The organism is Streptomyces sp. NPDC002994 (assembly GCF_040611155.1).
In the GTDB taxonomy this organism is placed as follows: Bacteria; Actinomycetota; Actinomycetes; order Streptomycetales; family Streptomycetaceae; genus Streptomyces.
This window is the reverse complement of record NZ_JBEXNQ010000002.1, coordinates 327,637-342,454: the sequence shown is the minus strand read 5'-3', so window position 1 is coordinate 342,454 and position 14,818 is coordinate 327,637. Positions and strand designations below refer to the sequence as shown.

The window sequence follows — 14,818 nt, the reverse complement described above, 5'->3', positions numbered from 1 at the left end:
GTGTGTCTCACCGAGTGGGTAATTCCCGGCCGTTCGGGAAAGCCGGGCGGCCTCATGCTCAATTAATTCGGAGGCCCGCTCGTAAGAGTGAATGCGCGTCGATGAATTCCGTTCACCGGAACTCGGCATGGAATTTCCCGCTCCCTCATGTGCCCATCAAGATCACCGGCAGCTCCCCGGCGGGTCGTCGGCGGGTCCGGGGTGAAGTGGCGCACGCCACACCCGCCTCCCGCCCTGGTGAGAGGTGCACCACGCGGCACGGGTGTGAACTCGCGTACTCTGACGGCTCACTCGCCCGTCGATGCCGGGCCCGCAGGGACGTAGGACAACGCCGTCCCGCCGGTCCGCCGAGCGCGAGGGATGTCACTGGGAGGGACGTACATGTCAGGGACGACCACGGCCGGAACACAGCGGTCTGCGGGCGCCCCCGGGCACCGGCCGCGCGTGAAGAACGTGAAGACCGTCAGGGCCGTCGGCAATCGCTGGGCCGTGCTGGTCGTCCTGTGCGTCAGCCTGCTGCTGGTCGCCCTCGACGCGACGATCCTGCACATCGCCGTCCCGGCCGTCTCCGAGGACCTGCGTCCCGGCGCGATGGAACTGCTCTGGATCGTCGACGCCTACCCGCTGGTCTGCGCCTCGCTGCTGATCCTCTTCGGCACGCTCGGCGACCGTGTCGGGCGCCGCCGCGTCCTGCTGCTCGGTTACGGACTCTTCGGCGCCGCGTCCGCGCTCGCCGCCTTCGCCGACAGCCCGCACGTGCTCATCGCCGCCCGCGCCCTGCTCGGCATCGGCGGCGCGATGATCATGCCCGCGACGCTGTCGATCCTCCGCCAGGTCTTCCCCGACCGGCGCGAGCGCGCCCTCGCCATCGGCATCTGGACGGCGGTCGCGGCCATAGGCGCGGCCACCGGGCCGGTACTCGGCGGCTTCCTCATCGAGCACTTCTGGTGGGGCTCCGTCTTTCTCATCAACATCCCGCTGATGGCGCTGATCCTGCCGGTCGGCCGCTGGCTGCTGCCGGAATCCCGGGGGAGCGGCCAGGGGCCCTGGGACGTGCTCGGCGCGCTCATGGCCGCGGCCGGTGTGCTCGGCGTCGTCCTCGGGGTGAAGCGGATCGGCAGCGGCGAAGGCATCGCCGATGCCAGGACGCTGCTGCCGCTGCTCGTCGGCTCGGCGCTGCTCGTTCTCTTCGTACGGCGGCAGCGGACGCGGACGCAGCCGCTCATCGACGTGACGATGTTCGCCAGGGCGGCCTTCTCCACCTCCGTCGGATGCATCGTTCTGGCGATGCTGGCGCTCGTCGGCCTGGAGCTGATCGCCGTCCAGTACCTCCAACTGGTGCTCGAACTGAGCCCGCTGGAGACCGGACTGCGGCTGCTGCCGCTGACCTTCGCCGCGATGGCGGCCGGCGCCACCGGCTCGTACACCCTCCAGCGCCTCGGCCCGCGCGCCATGGTCTCCTCCGGCTTCGCGCTGACCGCCGCGGCCGTGCTCGTACTGACCCTGATGGGACAGCACGACCGGCCCGCGCTGCTGACCGCCGGGTTCGTGCTGCTCGGCTTCGGGCTCCAGACCACGCTCTTCGGGGCGTACGAGTCGATGCTGAGCGAGGCCCCGGCCGAGCACGCGGGCGGCGCCGCCGCCATCGGCGAGACCTCCTACCAGCTCGGCGCCGGCATGGGCATCGCGCTGCTCGGCAGCGTCATGAACGCCGCCTACGCGCCCCGGGTCGCCACGGTCCCCGGGGTCTCCTCGGCACAGAGCGCGGGCGCGGCGAACTCGCTCGGCGAGGCGTACACGGTCGCGGACCGGATCGGCGGACCCGCCGGTGAGGCGCTGCGCTCCACCGCGCGGCAGGCCTTCGTCCACGGCCTGCACGTGACGCTCTTCGTCAGCGCGGGCCTGTTGCTGCTCGGCGCGCTGGCCGCGCTGAGGCTGCCGCGGCTGATGGACTGCGGGGCGCGGGAAGAGAAGAAGCAGGAGCCTTCGCCGCAGGTGAAGGTCCCGGCGCGTCGGGAGCCCGCTGAGCGGGCCGGGTCTGGACGGGTCGCGCGCTGACCCGTAACGTCGGCCGCGAGCAGTAACTACCACTGCTAGTTTTATGCGCACCGTGAGCCGAGCAGCCGCCGGAGGGCCAGGAATGTCCGCAACTTCAAAGCTTCCGCCGTTCGACCCCAGCGACCCGATCGGCATCGACGATCTGCTGGCCCCCGAGGACCTCGCGATCCGCGAGACCGTACGGAACTGGGCCGCTGACCGCGTCCTGCCGTACATCGCCGACTGGTACGAGCGCGGGGAACTGCCCAACATCCGCGAACTGGCCCGCGAGCTCGGCTCGATCGGCGCGCTGGGCATGTCCCTGGAGGGCTACGGCTGCGCGGGCGCGTCCGCCGTCCAGTACGGTCTGGCCTGCCTGGAGCTGGAGGCCGCCGACTCCGGCATCCGCTCCCTGGTCTCCGTACAGGGCTCGCTCGCCATGTACGCGATCCACCGCTTCGGCTCCGAGGAGCAGAAGCAGCGCTGGCTGCCCGGCATGGCCGCCGGAGAGATCATCGGCTGCTTCGGCCTGACCGAACCCGACCACGGCTCCGACCCGGCGGGGATGCGGACGTACGCCAAGAAGGACGGCACCGACTGGGTGCTGACGGGCCGCAAGATGTGGATCACGAACGGTTCCGTGGCGGGCGTCGCCGTCGTCTGGGCGCAGACGGACGAGGGTATTCGCGGCTTCGTCGTGCCGACCGACGCCCCCGGCTTCTCGGCGCCCGAGATCAAGCACAAGTGGTCCCTGCGCGCCTCGGTCACCAGTGAGCTGGTCATGGACGAGGTGCGGCTGCCCGCCGACGCCGTACTGCCGGACGTCACGGGGCTCAAGGGGCCGCTGAGCTGCCTGAGTCACGCGCGGTACGGAATCGTGTGGGGCGCGATGGGCGCCGCCCGCGCCAGCTTCGAAGCGGCGGTGGACTACTCGAAGACGCGCGAGCAGTTCGGAAAGCCGATCGGCGGCTTCCAGCTCACCCAGGCCAAGCTCGCCGACATGGCGGTCGAACTCCACAAGGGCATCCTGCTCGCCCACCACCTGGGGCAGCGCATGGACGCGGGGCGGCTGCGGCCCGAGCAGGTCAGCTTCGGCAAGCTGAACAATGTGCGCGAGGCGATCGAGATCTGCCGTACGAGCAGGACGATCCTCGGCGCGAACGGCATCTCGCTGGAGTACCCCGTGATGCGGCACGCGACGAACCTCGAATCGGTGCTGACCTACGAGGGCACCGTCGAAATGCATCAGCTCGTACTGGGCAAGGCGCTCACCGGCCTGGACGCCTTCCGGTGACGGTGAGCGGCCCCGCCCATTAGCTCTGGTTGAAGAAACCGTTCGTGTCGCGGCTCGCGGCCTCACCGCTGACGACCTCGGTGTCGGCGGGGCTCAGCAGGAACACCCGGTTCGCGACGCGCTCGATCGAACCGCGCAGGCCGAAGGTCAGGCCGGCTGCGAAGTCGACGATGCGCTTGGCGTCGGAGGGCTCCATGGACGTGAGGTTCATGATGACCGGGACACCGTCCCGGAAAAGCTCCCCGATGCCACGCGCGTCCCGGAAGCCGTCCGGGGTGACCGTGGCGATTCTGGGGGCCTTGTCGTCGGACGGCTCCGAGACCGCCTTGACCCGCGGGTCCGTGACCCAGGGCTCGGCGCTCTCGTTGTTTCCCTCGGCGTACTCGTCGTCGTAGTAGCGGTCGTCGTCGCTGTCCTCGACGAGCCCGAGCCAGGCACTGGCCTTGCGCACCGATCCCATGGGACGCCTCCTTTCACCGCGGTCGGTCTGTGTACCGCTCCCCCTATGGTCGTCCATCATGCGGATTACGCGCCAAGTGGATAGTCGCCGCGCAGGGGATTCGTGACGGTACTGGTGCAGAACTTGTGGCGATTCGTCAAGGTTCCTACAGCGTCGGGCTGCTGACAGAGTGAAAAATACGACCGTCGGGCCACACGGGTGATGAGGGGGACGGACGGGTGAACACGGGACGCTGAGACCGCCTCGATACGATGCGGGCCGCACCGTCTCACGCCTCCTGGGGGAGCGCCTTGTTCGGAATAGTCAGGCCCTGCAGTCACCGGCTCTCGGCGGGGCTCAGGACGGAGTGGATGGCCCATCTGTGCGGGCTCTGCCTGGCACTTCGCGGTGACCACGGGCAGCTCGCGAGGGTCGTGACGAATTACGACGGCCTGATCGTCTCGGTTCTGACGGAGGCTCAGTCCGAGCGCGTCACGGGATGGCGGCGTACGGCAGGACCCTGTCCCCTGCGCGCGATGCGCACCGCGCCCGTCGCCCAGGGCGAGGGGGCCAGGCTCGCGGCGGCGGTCTCGCTCGTCCTGGCCTCGGCGAAGATACGGGACCACGTCGCCGACCGGGACGGGGTGTTGGCCCGCAGGCCGGTGGCCGCGGCCGCGCGGCGGGTCGCCGCGGGCTGGGACAGGGCGGGCGCGCGGACGGGCGCCTCGCTGGGCTTCGACACCGCGCTGCTGGTCGACGCGGTGGACCGGCAGGCCGGGATCGAGGCGCTGGCGGGGCTTGGTACCTCCGTCCTTACGGTCACCGAGCCGGCCGAGACGGCGACCGCCGCTGCCTTCGCGTACACCGCCGTACTCGCGGGCAGGCCGCAGAACGCGGCGCCGCTCGCGGAGGCGGGCCGGCTCTTCGGGCGGCTCGCGCATCTGCTGGATGCCGTGGAGGACCTGGAAGCTGACGCGGCGTCGGGTGCGTGGAACCCGCTGACCGCGACGGGTACCGGCCTGGCGGAGGCGCGCCGGCTGTGCGACGACGCGGTGCATGGAGTACGGCTGGCGCTGCGGGACGCGGAATTCACGGATGCCAAGCTGGCGCACGTACTGCTGGCGCACGAGCTGGGGCGGTCGGTGGACCGGGCGTTCGGGACTGCGGCTTGCGGCCACCAGGGGCAGGCGCAGGCGTACGGCGCGCCGCCGCCCATGTCCGGGGGTGGCGGGGGTGGACCGTACGGCTCGAACAACCCCTATGGGGGCGGGGGGCCCGGGGCTCCGGGTGGCGGCCACGGTGGTTCCGGTGGTCACGGTGGCCCCGGTGGGATGCCGCCCGGATTCATGGGCGAGCCGCGCAAGCCCGGCAGGCGCGGCTTCTGGGCCGGATGCGCCGTCGCGATCGGGCTGTGCTGCACCTGCAAGTGGTGTTGCGCCGCGGAGTACGAAGGGCCCTGGTCGCGGAAGAAGCGCGAGGGCTGCTGCCACAAGTGCGACTGCGAGGACTGGGTCTGCCACTGCAACTGCGGCTGCTGCGACTGATGACGCGGGCGGCGCCTTGGGCTCCCCGTGCCCGTAGCGCCCGTGTGGAAAGGTTGCGCGCATGAGCACAGATCCGCAGCAGGACTGGAAGCACTGGCACGAGCAGCGCACCGAGACGGTCTCCGCGCCGTACGGCCCACTCTCGCTCACCGGCACGCACTGGCTCTCCGACTACCCGGAAGGTCGTATTCCGGACGTGCCGGGGCGGTGGACGGCCGACGGCGACGAGGTGGTTCTGACCGCCTCGCCCGAGGACCGGATCACTGTCGACGGGGAGCCGCTGACCGGCGAGGTCAGGCTGACCGCGGACACCGGGCCCATCCCCGAGTCCCGCGTCGAGGCCGCCGGGCGGCGGCTCGTCGTGCTGCGCCGGGAAGGACTGTGGGCGGTCCGGGTCTTCGACCCCGAGTCGTCGGCGCGGCGTGCTTTCGCGGGGATGGAAGTGACGCCGTACGACCCGAAATGGGTGCTGCCGGGCCGCTTCCGCCCGTACGACGCAGGGCGCACCACCATCCAGGTCGAGAACGCGGACGGGCGCGAGCGCGGGCTCGGCCTCGCCGGGGAGATCGCGTTCGACATCGACGGCGCCGAGCACACGCTCCGGGTCGCCGTCGAGGACGACGGCTCGCTCTGGGCCGTCTTCGCCGACGCGACCAGTGGGGACAGTACGTACCGCTTCCGCTTCCTGCGGCCGCCCGCGCCGGCGGCCGACGGCACGGTGACCGTCGACTTCAACCGGGCGCTGCTGCCGCCGTGCGCCTTCGCCGACCACTTCATCTGTCCGTTCCCGCCGCCGGGCAACACCCTGTCGGTTCCGGTTCCGGCGGGGGAGCGGCGGCTGTCGCCGGCGGGCGACCGCTGACCTCTCGGAACCGGCCCGGGCCCGGCCAAGGCCCTGCCCTGCCCCGGTTGTCGCGTCCGGGCCCCGTCGGCCGAAAGACGCCCTTGCGCGGGCAGTTGGCGCCGCGAATACTCCCGAGGAGCGCTTGTCAGGGGCACGACCTGTCCGGAATCCGGACGGGGACCGGTCCGGTTCACTGACTGCGCCTCACGGGCCCGTCTCACCCCACGAGTGGGCCCCCTAACTTCCCCTTGGGAGGAACGAAACGTGAGGATCAAGCGCACCACCCCCCGCAGCGGCATAGCGAGACGATCCCGCCTGATAGCCGTCACGGCAGGACTCGTCGCCGCGGCCGCACTCACCGTACCGAGCGCCAGTGCCGACACGGCCAGTACGTACAGCGCCGACCAGCTCACCTCCGCGAGTGACGCGGTCCTCGAGGCCGATGTCGCCGGTACCGCCTGGCACATCGACAAGGCGACGAACGCGCTGGTCGTCACGGCCGACAGCACCGTCTCCGCCGCCGAGATCGCCAAGATCAAGCGCGAAGCCGGGACGAACGCAGGCGCCATCCGTGTCGAGCGCACCCCCGGCAAGCTCTCCAAGCTGCTCTCCGGCGGCGACGCGATCTACGCCACCAGCTGGCGCTGCTCGGCGGGCTTCAACGTCCGCAACAGCGCGGGTACGTACTTCTTCGTGACCGCCGGCCACTGCACCGACGGCAACCCGCCCTGGTACACCAACTCCTCCCGTACCACGAGCATCGGCCCCACGGCCGGATCCAGCTTCCCGGGCAACGACTACGGCCTGGTCCGGTACGCCAACACCTCGCTCTCGCACCCCGGCACCGTCGGCAGCCAGGACATCACCAGCGCGGCCAACGCCACCGTGGGCATGTCCGTCACCCGTCGCGGCTCGACCACCGGCACCCACAGCGGTTCCGTCACCGGCCTCAACGCCACGGTGAACTACGGCGGCGGCGACATCGTCTACGGCATGATCCGCACCAACGTCTGCGCCGAGCCCGGCGACAGCGGCGGCCCGCTCTACTCCGGCACCCGCGCCATCGGTCTGACCTCGGGCGGCAGCGGCAACTGCTCCTCCGGTGGTACGACGTTCTTCCAGCCGGTCACCGAAGCCCTGAGCGCGTACGGCGTCAGCGTCTACTAAGTCCGAAGACTGCGGCCAGCAGCAGATGAGTCCCCGTCCGGTCGACCGGACGGGGACTCACCGTTGAGTGGCGTTCCCGAGCTTCCTCCAACCGGCCGCTTCACAGCAGCAGTTGACGCAATCCGCCCCCGCGCCGTCGGAATCCGGTGCGCGAGGGGCGAGTACCGGACAGGACTAGTCCTCACCCGCTGCTGTCCGGGTGGTCGCAGGCGGTGTTCGCGAACGTTACGGGTGCAGGCGGTGACCGGCTTGTAAAGACCTGGGGGGCGCAAAGAGGTTGTCGTGTGCGCGTCCTGAAGTCGACCTTGTGTGCTACCGATCAGCATCGGAATAGTGGGCGTACTCCGGACCTGCCCCCCCACCTTGCGGGTCCGAACCCCCCACAGGAGGTCATTACGTGAAGCACCGACGCATACCCAAGCGGCGCGTGGCCATTGCCGGAGCCGGCATCGCGGCCCTGGTAGCAGCGGGAGTCACCCTCCAGACTGCGAACGCCAGCGAGGAAACCCCTCAGTACACCGTCAAGACGCTGTCGGCGACGGGGGCAGGGAAGCTTGCCTCGGACCTCAACTCGGTCCTGGGCGGTGACGCCGCCGGGGCGTATTACGACAGCAAGTCCAAGGCGCTCGTGGTCAATGTGGTGGACGAGGTGGCGGCCCAGGGCGTACGGAAGGCGGGCGGCAAGGCCAGAATCGTCGAGAACTCGCTGGCTGAGCTGACGGCCGTACGCAGCACTCTGACGGACAAGGCCACCATCCCCGGCACCTCGTGGGCCACCGACCCGGTGACGAACAAGGTCGTCGTGACGGCCGACCGTACGGTCAAGGGCGCCGCGTGGGCGAAGCTGGAGAAGGTCGTCGGGACGCTGGGTGAGAAGGCCGAACTGAAGAAGTCGGCCGGGGAGTTCAAGCCGCTGATCGCGGGTGGCGACGCGATTCTCAGTGGCGGCGGGCGGTGTTCGCTCGGCTTCAACGTCGTCAAGGACGGTGCGCCGCACTTCATTACGGCCGGCCACTGCGGGCAGGCCGGCAGCCAGTGGACGGACTCCACGGGCGGCGCGCTCGGCACGATGGCCGCGTCCACCTTCCCCGGCAACGACTTCGCGCTCGTGAAGTACGACGACGGGGTCGAGCACCCGAGCGAGGTCAACCTCTACAACGGCAGTACGCAGCCGATCACCCAGGCGGCCGAGGCGACCGTCGGCATGGCGGTGACGCGCAGCGGGTCCACCACGCAGGTGAGCGACGGTGAGGTCACCGCGCTCGACGCGACCGTCAACTACGGCAACGGCGACATCGTGAACGGGCTCATCCAGACCACGGTCTGCGCCGAGCCAGGTGACAGTGGCGGCTCGCTCTTCGCGGGCGACGCGGCGATCGGACTCACGTCGGGCGGCAGTGGCGACTGCACGTCGGGCGGCGAGACGTTCTTCCAGCCGGTGCCGGCGGCGCTGGCCGCGCTGGGCGCGGAAATCGGCTGACCTCCTCGGGCCCTGGCTTTGGCCTGGGCCTTGGCTCGATCGGCTGACCGGGGGCCCCGTCCGGTGCGCGTGCGTGCGCGCCGGCCGGGGCCTTCCGCGGCTGCGCCGCATCTCGGGGCTCCGCCCCGCACCCCGGTCCTCAAACGCCGGACGGGCTGGATTTGGCCGGCGTGGTGTTGGACGGGTGGTCCTCAAGCGCCGGACGGGCTGAGTCGGCCGTCGTGCCCAGCAGGGCGCCCACCGGGGCCCCGGTGAGCAGGGTGCGGGCCGCCGGCCGGGGGGCGCCCGGCGGGTGGGCCCCTACGTGCCGACCGGGTGGGAATCGGACGCGTCCGGGCGGCGGCGCAGCGATGCCATGGCCAGGGTGATGGCTGCGCCCGCGACTGCCCAGGCGGCGAGTACCAGGAGTGGTCCGGTGGTCGCGTTTCCCTTGAAGTACGCGATCGAGCGGGCCACCCACGTGCCCGCGCCCGGCGGCAGGGCGGGCCCGATCGCCTCCCAGAAGGGCGGCAGCATCGGGAGCGGGAACGCGCCGCCCGCGCTCGGGTTGCCCGCGATCACCACGAGCAGGACCGCCAGGCCGATGCCCACGATGCCGGTGAGCGCCTGGAGCGCGAGTGTGATCGCGCCGACCGCGAAGACCACCAGCGCCCCGAGGCCCCACAGCGCCATGACGCTGCCCGGCAGGGCGCCGAGAATCGGGCCCACGATGATCGTGCCGCCGATCCCGCCCGCGATCGAGTACAGCGCCATCACGCCGAGCCTGATCACGGCGCGTTGCCTGTTCGCGGGCCGGGAGCCCGCGCTGATCGCCAGGATCGAGGCGCAGAGGTAGCCGCCTACGCACCACCCCACCACCAGGTAGAAGGCGGAGAGGCCGTCGAAGTCCTCGGAGGACGCCGGGGCCACGTCAACGGTGCGTACCTCCCGCTGCTGGGACGCCTCGACCCTGGTGGTGAGCGTGGTCAGGGCCGACGACAGCACCGTGCCTCCGCCGGAGGCGACCAGCAGGGTGTCCGTCTTCGATGCCGGGTCCACGATCAGGGCGCCGTCGATGTCCCGGTTCATGATCTGCCGCCGGGCCGTGGCCTCGTCCGGGAGCGCGCGGGGGTCCAGCGGGGCGCCGGGCAGGCCCCGGAGCTGCTCGACGAGCCGCGCGGCCGACTGCCCGGGCGCGACGACGGCGAAGGGAACGTCCCTCGGCTTCGGATGGTGCAGCGCTCCCACGTAGGACGCGATGAACAGCAGCTGCAACGCCAGTACGCCGATGACGAGCAGCGCGGCCCGTGGCGTGACGGCGTTCTTCACCTCGTCCACGAAAGTCATGCCCCCACGCTCCGTGGCCCCCGGCGTTTGCGCAGGTGGGGCCGGGCCGAATGGCTGAGGACACGGGTATCGCACGTACGTTCGAAACTTGGTCTATGGTGGAGATGGGGGAGGTGAGAGCAGGATTGATTCAGGGGACTCAGGAGGTGCGATGCCCACGTTCACGCATCTGCACACCGTTTCGGGGTTCTCCCTGCGTTATGGCGCCTCTCACCCCGAGCGGCTGGCCGAGCGTGCCGCCGAGCACGGCATGGACGCCCTCGCCCTCACCGACCGGGACACCGTCGCCGGTACGGTCCGCTTCGCCAAGGCGTGCGCCAAGGCCGGCATACGGCCGCTCTTCGGCGCGGAGCTGGCGCTGACGGCGGGGGAGCGTACCCGCGAAGAAGGCCGCGAAGAAGGGCGTACGCAACGGCAGCGCACGCCGGTGCGCGGCGGAGCGTTCGTCGACGAGTCCGCACCCCGCGCCACCTTCCTCGCCCGGGACGGCGCCGCCGGCTGGGCGGATCTGTGCCGGCTGATCAGCGCCGCCCACGAGGGCGGCGGCCGGAACCCCGTACTCGAATGGGAGCGGAATCACGGCGACGGTCTCACCGTGCTGCTCGGCCCCGGCTCCGACGTCGGCCGGGCGCTGGCCGCCGGCCGCCCCGACCGCGCCGCCACTCTCCTCGCGCCCTGGCGGGAGATCTACGGCGACGCCCTGCGCCTCGAAGTCGTCCACCACGGCCGTACGGGCACGGGCCCCGGCTCGCTGCGACTGGCCGCCCGCACCCTCGGCCTCGCCGCCGAACAGGGTGTGCCTCCCGTGCTGACCAACGCCGTGCGGTACGCCGACCCCGGGCTCGGGCCGGTCGCCGACGTACTCGACGCCGCCCGCAGGCTCGTACCCATCGACCCGCGCGGGCCCCTCGACAGCGGCGAGCGTTCACTCAAGAGCGCGGACGACATGGCGCGGATCGCCGAGCTGGTCGCGGAGGCCGCCGGGTTCCGGCAGGGCGTCGCCCACCGGCTGCTCGCGCTGACCGAGGAGACCGCCGCCGCCTGCCGCGTCGACCCCGAGGACGACCTCGGGCTCGGCACCGTCCACTTCCCCGAGCCGCACCTCGTCGGCGCCGGCCGCCGCACCGCGCAGCGCGTGCTGGAGTCCCGGGCCGCAGCGGGCATGGTGCTGCGCGGATACGATCGCGGGCCGCGCGCCCGCGAGTACTGGCAGCGGATGCACCACGAGCTGGACATCATCGCCCACCACGGATTCGCCTCCTACTTCCTGACCGTCGCCGGGGTCGTCGACGACGTGAAGAGGATGGGGATCCGGGTTGCCGCGCGCGGGTCCGGCGCGGGCTCCCTCGTCAACCACCTCATCGGGATCGCCCACGCCGACCCCGTCGAGCACCACCTCCTGATGGAACGCTTCCTCTCCAAACGGCGGTCCGTGCTCCCCGACATCGACATCGACGTCGAGTCCGCCCGCCGCCTGGAGGTCTACCGCGCGATCATCGGCCGCTTCGGCACCGAGCGGGTCGCGACCGTCGCCATGCCCGAGACGTACCGGGTGCGTCATGCCGTACGGGACGTGGGCGCCGCACTGTCCATGGACCCGGCCGAGGTGGACCGTATCGCCAAGGCGTTCCCCCACATCCGGGCGCGCGACGCCCGCGCCGCGATGGAGGAACTGCCCGAGCTGCGCGAGGTGGCCGCCGAGCAGAGCCGGCACGGGCGGATGTGGGAGCTCGTCGAGGCGCTCGACGCGCTGCCGCGCGGAATCGCCATGCACCCGTGCGGGGTGCTGCTCTCCGACGCCTCGCTGCTCCGCCGTACGCCCGTCATGCCCACCAGCGGCGAGGGCTTCCCCATGTCCCAGTTCGACAAGGACGACGTGGAGGAGCTCGGGCTGCTCAAGCTCGACGTGCTCGGCGTACGGATGCAGTCGGCCATGGCACATGCCGTCGCGGAGCTGCGACGCGCGGCGGACGTGACGCTCGACCTCGACGACCCGAAGCAGGTGCCGCAGGGCGACCCGGCGACGTACGACCTGATCCGCTCCACCGAGACGCTCGGCTGCTTCCAGATCGAGTCGCCGGGCCAGCGCGATCTGGTCGGCAGGCTCCAGCCGTCGACCTTCGGCGACCTGGTCGTCGACATCTCGCTCTTCCGGCCGGGGCCGGTCGCCGCCGACATGGTGCGGCCCTTCATCGAGGCCAGGCACGGCCGCGCGCCCGCCCGCTACCCGCACCCGGACCTGGAGGACGCGCTGCGCGAGACGTACGGCGTGGTCGTCTTCCACGAGCAGATCATCGAGATTCTGCGGATCATGACCGGCTGCGACCGGGGTGAGGCGGACCAGATGCGGCGCGGGCTCTCGGAACCTGACATCCAGGGGCAGATCCGGGCGTGGTTCGCGGAGCGGACGCGGCAGCGCGGGTACACGCCCGAAGTGACCGCCCGTACCTGGGAGATCGTCGAGGCGTTCGGCTCGTACGGCTTCTGCAAGGCACACGCGGTCGCCTTCGCTGTGCCGACATATCAGTCGGCGTGGCTGAAGGCCCACCACCCCGCCGCTTTTTACGCCGGACTGCTCACGCACGACCCCGGCATGTACCCGAAGCGGCTGCTGCTCGCGGACGCGCGGCGGCGCGGGGTGCCGGTGCTGCCGCTGGACGTGAACCGGTCCGCGGCCGCCCACCAGATCGAACTGGTGTCTGGCGGAAAGGGGATGAAGGGCGCTAAAGGGTCCGAGGGGATGTGGGGGATACGGCTCGGGCTCGCGGACGTCTACGGCATCAGCGAGGCCGAGACCGCGCGGATCGTGGCAGGCCGGCCCTACTCCTCGCTGCTCGACCTGTGGCAGCGGGCCCACCCGAGCCGGCCCCTCGCCGAACGGCTCGCACAGGTGGGCGCGCTGGACTCGTTCGGCGCCAACCGCCGCGACCTGCTGCTCCACCTGTCCGAACTGCGCGCCGGACAGCGGACTTCCGGGGCGACCGGTGGGCAGCTCTCCCTCGGCGAGGGGCAGAAGGCCGCGTCGGCCGGACTCCCCGACCTCAGCGAGGCGGAGCGCCTCAGCGCCGAGCTCGGCGTACTCGGAATGGACGCCTCCCGCCACCTGATGACGGACCACTACACCTTCCTCAAGGAGCTGGGCGCGACCTCCGCCAAGCGGCTGCGGATGGCCGAACACGGCCAGACCGTCCTGGTCGCGGGCGCCAAGGCCGCCACCCAGACACCTCCGGTCCGCTCGGGGCGACGGGTCATCTTCACGACCCTCGACGACGGTACGGGCCTGGTCGACCTCGCCTTCTTCGACGACAGCCACGCCGCCTGCGCGCACACCGTCTTCCACTCCTGGCTGCTGCTGGTGCGTGGAGTGGTGCAGCGGCGCGGGCCGCGGAGCCTGAGTGTGGTCGGATCGGCGGCCTGGAACCTGGCGGAGCTGGCGGAGTTGCGGCGTACGGGCGGACTCGACGCCGTCGCGGCGCGGCTGGCGGCGCCTGCCGAGCCGGTGGAGGAGGCGCCGGGGAAGGACGAGGGTGACGGTCGCCGCATCCACCTCCCCACCGGCTACGAGATGAACCCCTGGGCCGACCTCCAGCCCGCGGGTGAAGGCGTACCGACCGGCCGCAAGCTGTGGCACTCGAGCCCAGGGAGCGCGGGATGATCCTTTACGTACGCTTCCACGTCGCGGGGACCGAGCTGTCCGAGGCCGCGCTCCCCACCCTGCTCGGGCTGATCGAGGACATCGCCCCCACCGTCCAGGCGCTCCCGCCCGACGGCGCGCTCGTCGATGTCCGGGGCGCCGAGCGGTACTTCGGGCGGGACGCGGCCGGGCTCGCCGCGCTGCTGCGGGTGCGCGCCCTCGCGCACTGCGGCGCCGACTGCACGATCGGTGTGGGCGCCAACCCCCTGCTGGCCAGGGCCGCCGCGCAGGACGCGTCGCCGGGGAAGACCCTGGTGGTACCCGGCGATCCGGAAGCCGTCGCCGCGTACCTCGGCCGCAAACCGGTCGCCTCCCTGTACGGCGTCGGGCCCGCGACGGCCCGTGCCCTCTGCTCGTACGGACTCGACACCGTCGGCAAGGTCGCCGCCGCACCGCTCGCGACCCTCCAGCGGATCGTCGGCGTACGGGTGGGGCGCGAACTCCAGGAGCGGGCGCGCGGCATCGACCGTACGCCGGTCGTCCCCAACGCGGCCTCCCGCTCACTCGCCTCCGAACGGCGCTTCGACCGCGACGAGCTGGACCCGGTCCGCCACCGCCGCGCGCTGCTCTCGCTCTCGGAGGAGGTAGGGGTCAGGCTGCGCGGGGAGGGGCAGGTGTGCCGTTCGCTGGCGCTGACCGTGCGGTACGCCGACCGTTCCACCACCACCCGCACCCGGGCCCTGGCGGAGCCGACGGCCCACTCGGCCGCGCTCACCGCCACGGCGTACGGGATCTACGCATCGCTCGGCCTGCAACGGGCCAGGGTGCGCGCCATCGCGCTCCGCGCGGAAGGGCTGACCCCGGCGGAACAGGCCGCGCACCAGCTCACATTCGACCCGGCGGACGACAAGGCGCGCCGGATCGAGGCGGTGGCGGACCGGGCGCGGGCGAAGTTCGGCCCGGGGGCGGTCGTGCCCGGATCGCTGTCCGACCGGCGCTTATCGCTACTCAACAGGCACTCGGGCCCGGCTGATTGACTCTTCGTCAATTTTT

10 protein-coding genes are annotated in these 14,818 nt (G+C 71.6%); 8 read left to right on the top strand and 2 right to left on the bottom strand.

Features of this window, described 5'->3' with window-relative positions:
• Positions 1–381 precede the first annotated feature (381 nt).
• Both ABZX79_RS03550 and ABZX79_RS03545 read left to right on the top strand, forming a co-directional pair.
• Complete coding sequence (locus ABZX79_RS03550) at positions 382–2,058, top strand: MFS transporter (protein WP_355250873.1); 1,677 nt, start codon at positions 382–384, stop codon at positions 2,056–2,058.
• 82 nt (positions 2,059–2,140) lie between these two features.
• Positions 2,141–3,331: an acyl-CoA dehydrogenase family protein gene (locus ABZX79_RS03545; protein WP_355250870.1), complete on the top strand. Its 1,191-nt coding sequence runs from the start codon at positions 2,141–2,143 to the stop codon at positions 3,329–3,331.
• Between the two features lie 19 nt (positions 3,332–3,350).
• Here ABZX79_RS03545 and ABZX79_RS03540 read toward each other — a convergent pair whose 3' ends face one another.
• Positions 3,351–3,791: a cell division protein SepF gene (locus ABZX79_RS03540; protein ID WP_355250867.1), complete on the bottom strand. Its 441-nt coding sequence runs from the start codon at positions 3,789–3,791 to the stop codon at positions 3,351–3,353.
• A 290-nt stretch (positions 3,792–4,081) separates the two neighbouring features.
• Here ABZX79_RS03540 and ABZX79_RS03535 point away from each other — a divergent pair, with 290 nt between their 5' ends.
• The 4 genes from ABZX79_RS03535 to ABZX79_RS03520 all read left to right on the top strand — a co-directional run bounded on the left by ABZX79_RS03535 (position 4,082) and on the right by ABZX79_RS03520 (position 8,805).
• On the top strand, positions 4,082–5,314 hold the full coding sequence (locus tag ABZX79_RS03535) for a DUF5685 family protein (protein ID WP_355250864.1): 1,233 nt from the start codon (positions 4,082–4,084) through the stop codon (positions 5,312–5,314).
• A 61-nt stretch (positions 5,315–5,375) separates the two neighbouring features.
• Positions 5,376–6,176 carry a DUF1684 domain-containing protein gene (locus ABZX79_RS03530; RefSeq protein ID WP_355250861.1) on the top strand — a complete coding sequence of 267 codons (801 nt, stop codon included), beginning with the start codon at positions 5,376–5,378 and terminating at the stop codon, positions 6,174–6,176.
• A 246-nt stretch (positions 6,177–6,422) separates the two neighbouring features.
• On the top strand, positions 6,423–7,325 hold the full coding sequence (locus tag ABZX79_RS03525; RefSeq protein ID WP_355250858.1) for a S1 family peptidase: 903 nt from the start codon (positions 6,423–6,425) through the stop codon (positions 7,323–7,325).
• A 397-nt stretch (positions 7,326–7,722) separates the two neighbouring features.
• Positions 7,723–8,805 (top strand): S1 family peptidase, encoded by a 1,083-nt coding sequence (locus ABZX79_RS03520; RefSeq protein ID WP_355250855.1) that lies wholly within the window; start codon positions 7,723–7,725, stop codon positions 8,803–8,805.
• A gap of 300 nt (positions 8,806–9,105) precedes the next feature.
• On the opposite strand, the gene ABZX79_RS03515 is transcribed toward ABZX79_RS03520, so the two are convergent.
• Positions 9,106–10,131, bottom strand: a complete 1,026-nt coding sequence (locus ABZX79_RS03515; protein WP_355250852.1) for a DUF3533 domain-containing protein — start codon at positions 10,129–10,131, stop codon at positions 9,106–9,108.
• Between the two features lie 151 nt (positions 10,132–10,282).
• On the opposite strand from ABZX79_RS03515, the gene ABZX79_RS03510 reads away from it, so the two are divergent.
• Positions 10,283–13,786, top strand: coding sequence for a DNA polymerase III subunit alpha (locus tag ABZX79_RS03510; RefSeq protein ID WP_355250849.1), 3,504 nt, complete (start codon positions 10,283–10,285; stop codon positions 13,784–13,786).
• The gene (locus ABZX79_RS03505; protein ID WP_355250846.1) at positions 13,783–14,802 is read left to right on the top strand and encodes a helix-hairpin-helix domain-containing protein; all 1,020 of its coding nucleotides are present in this window, start codon (positions 13,783–13,785) and stop codon (positions 14,800–14,802) included. The genes ABZX79_RS03510 and ABZX79_RS03505 overlap by 4 nt, the downstream gene beginning before the upstream one ends.
• The last annotated feature ends 16 nt before the right edge of the window (positions 14,803–14,818 follow it).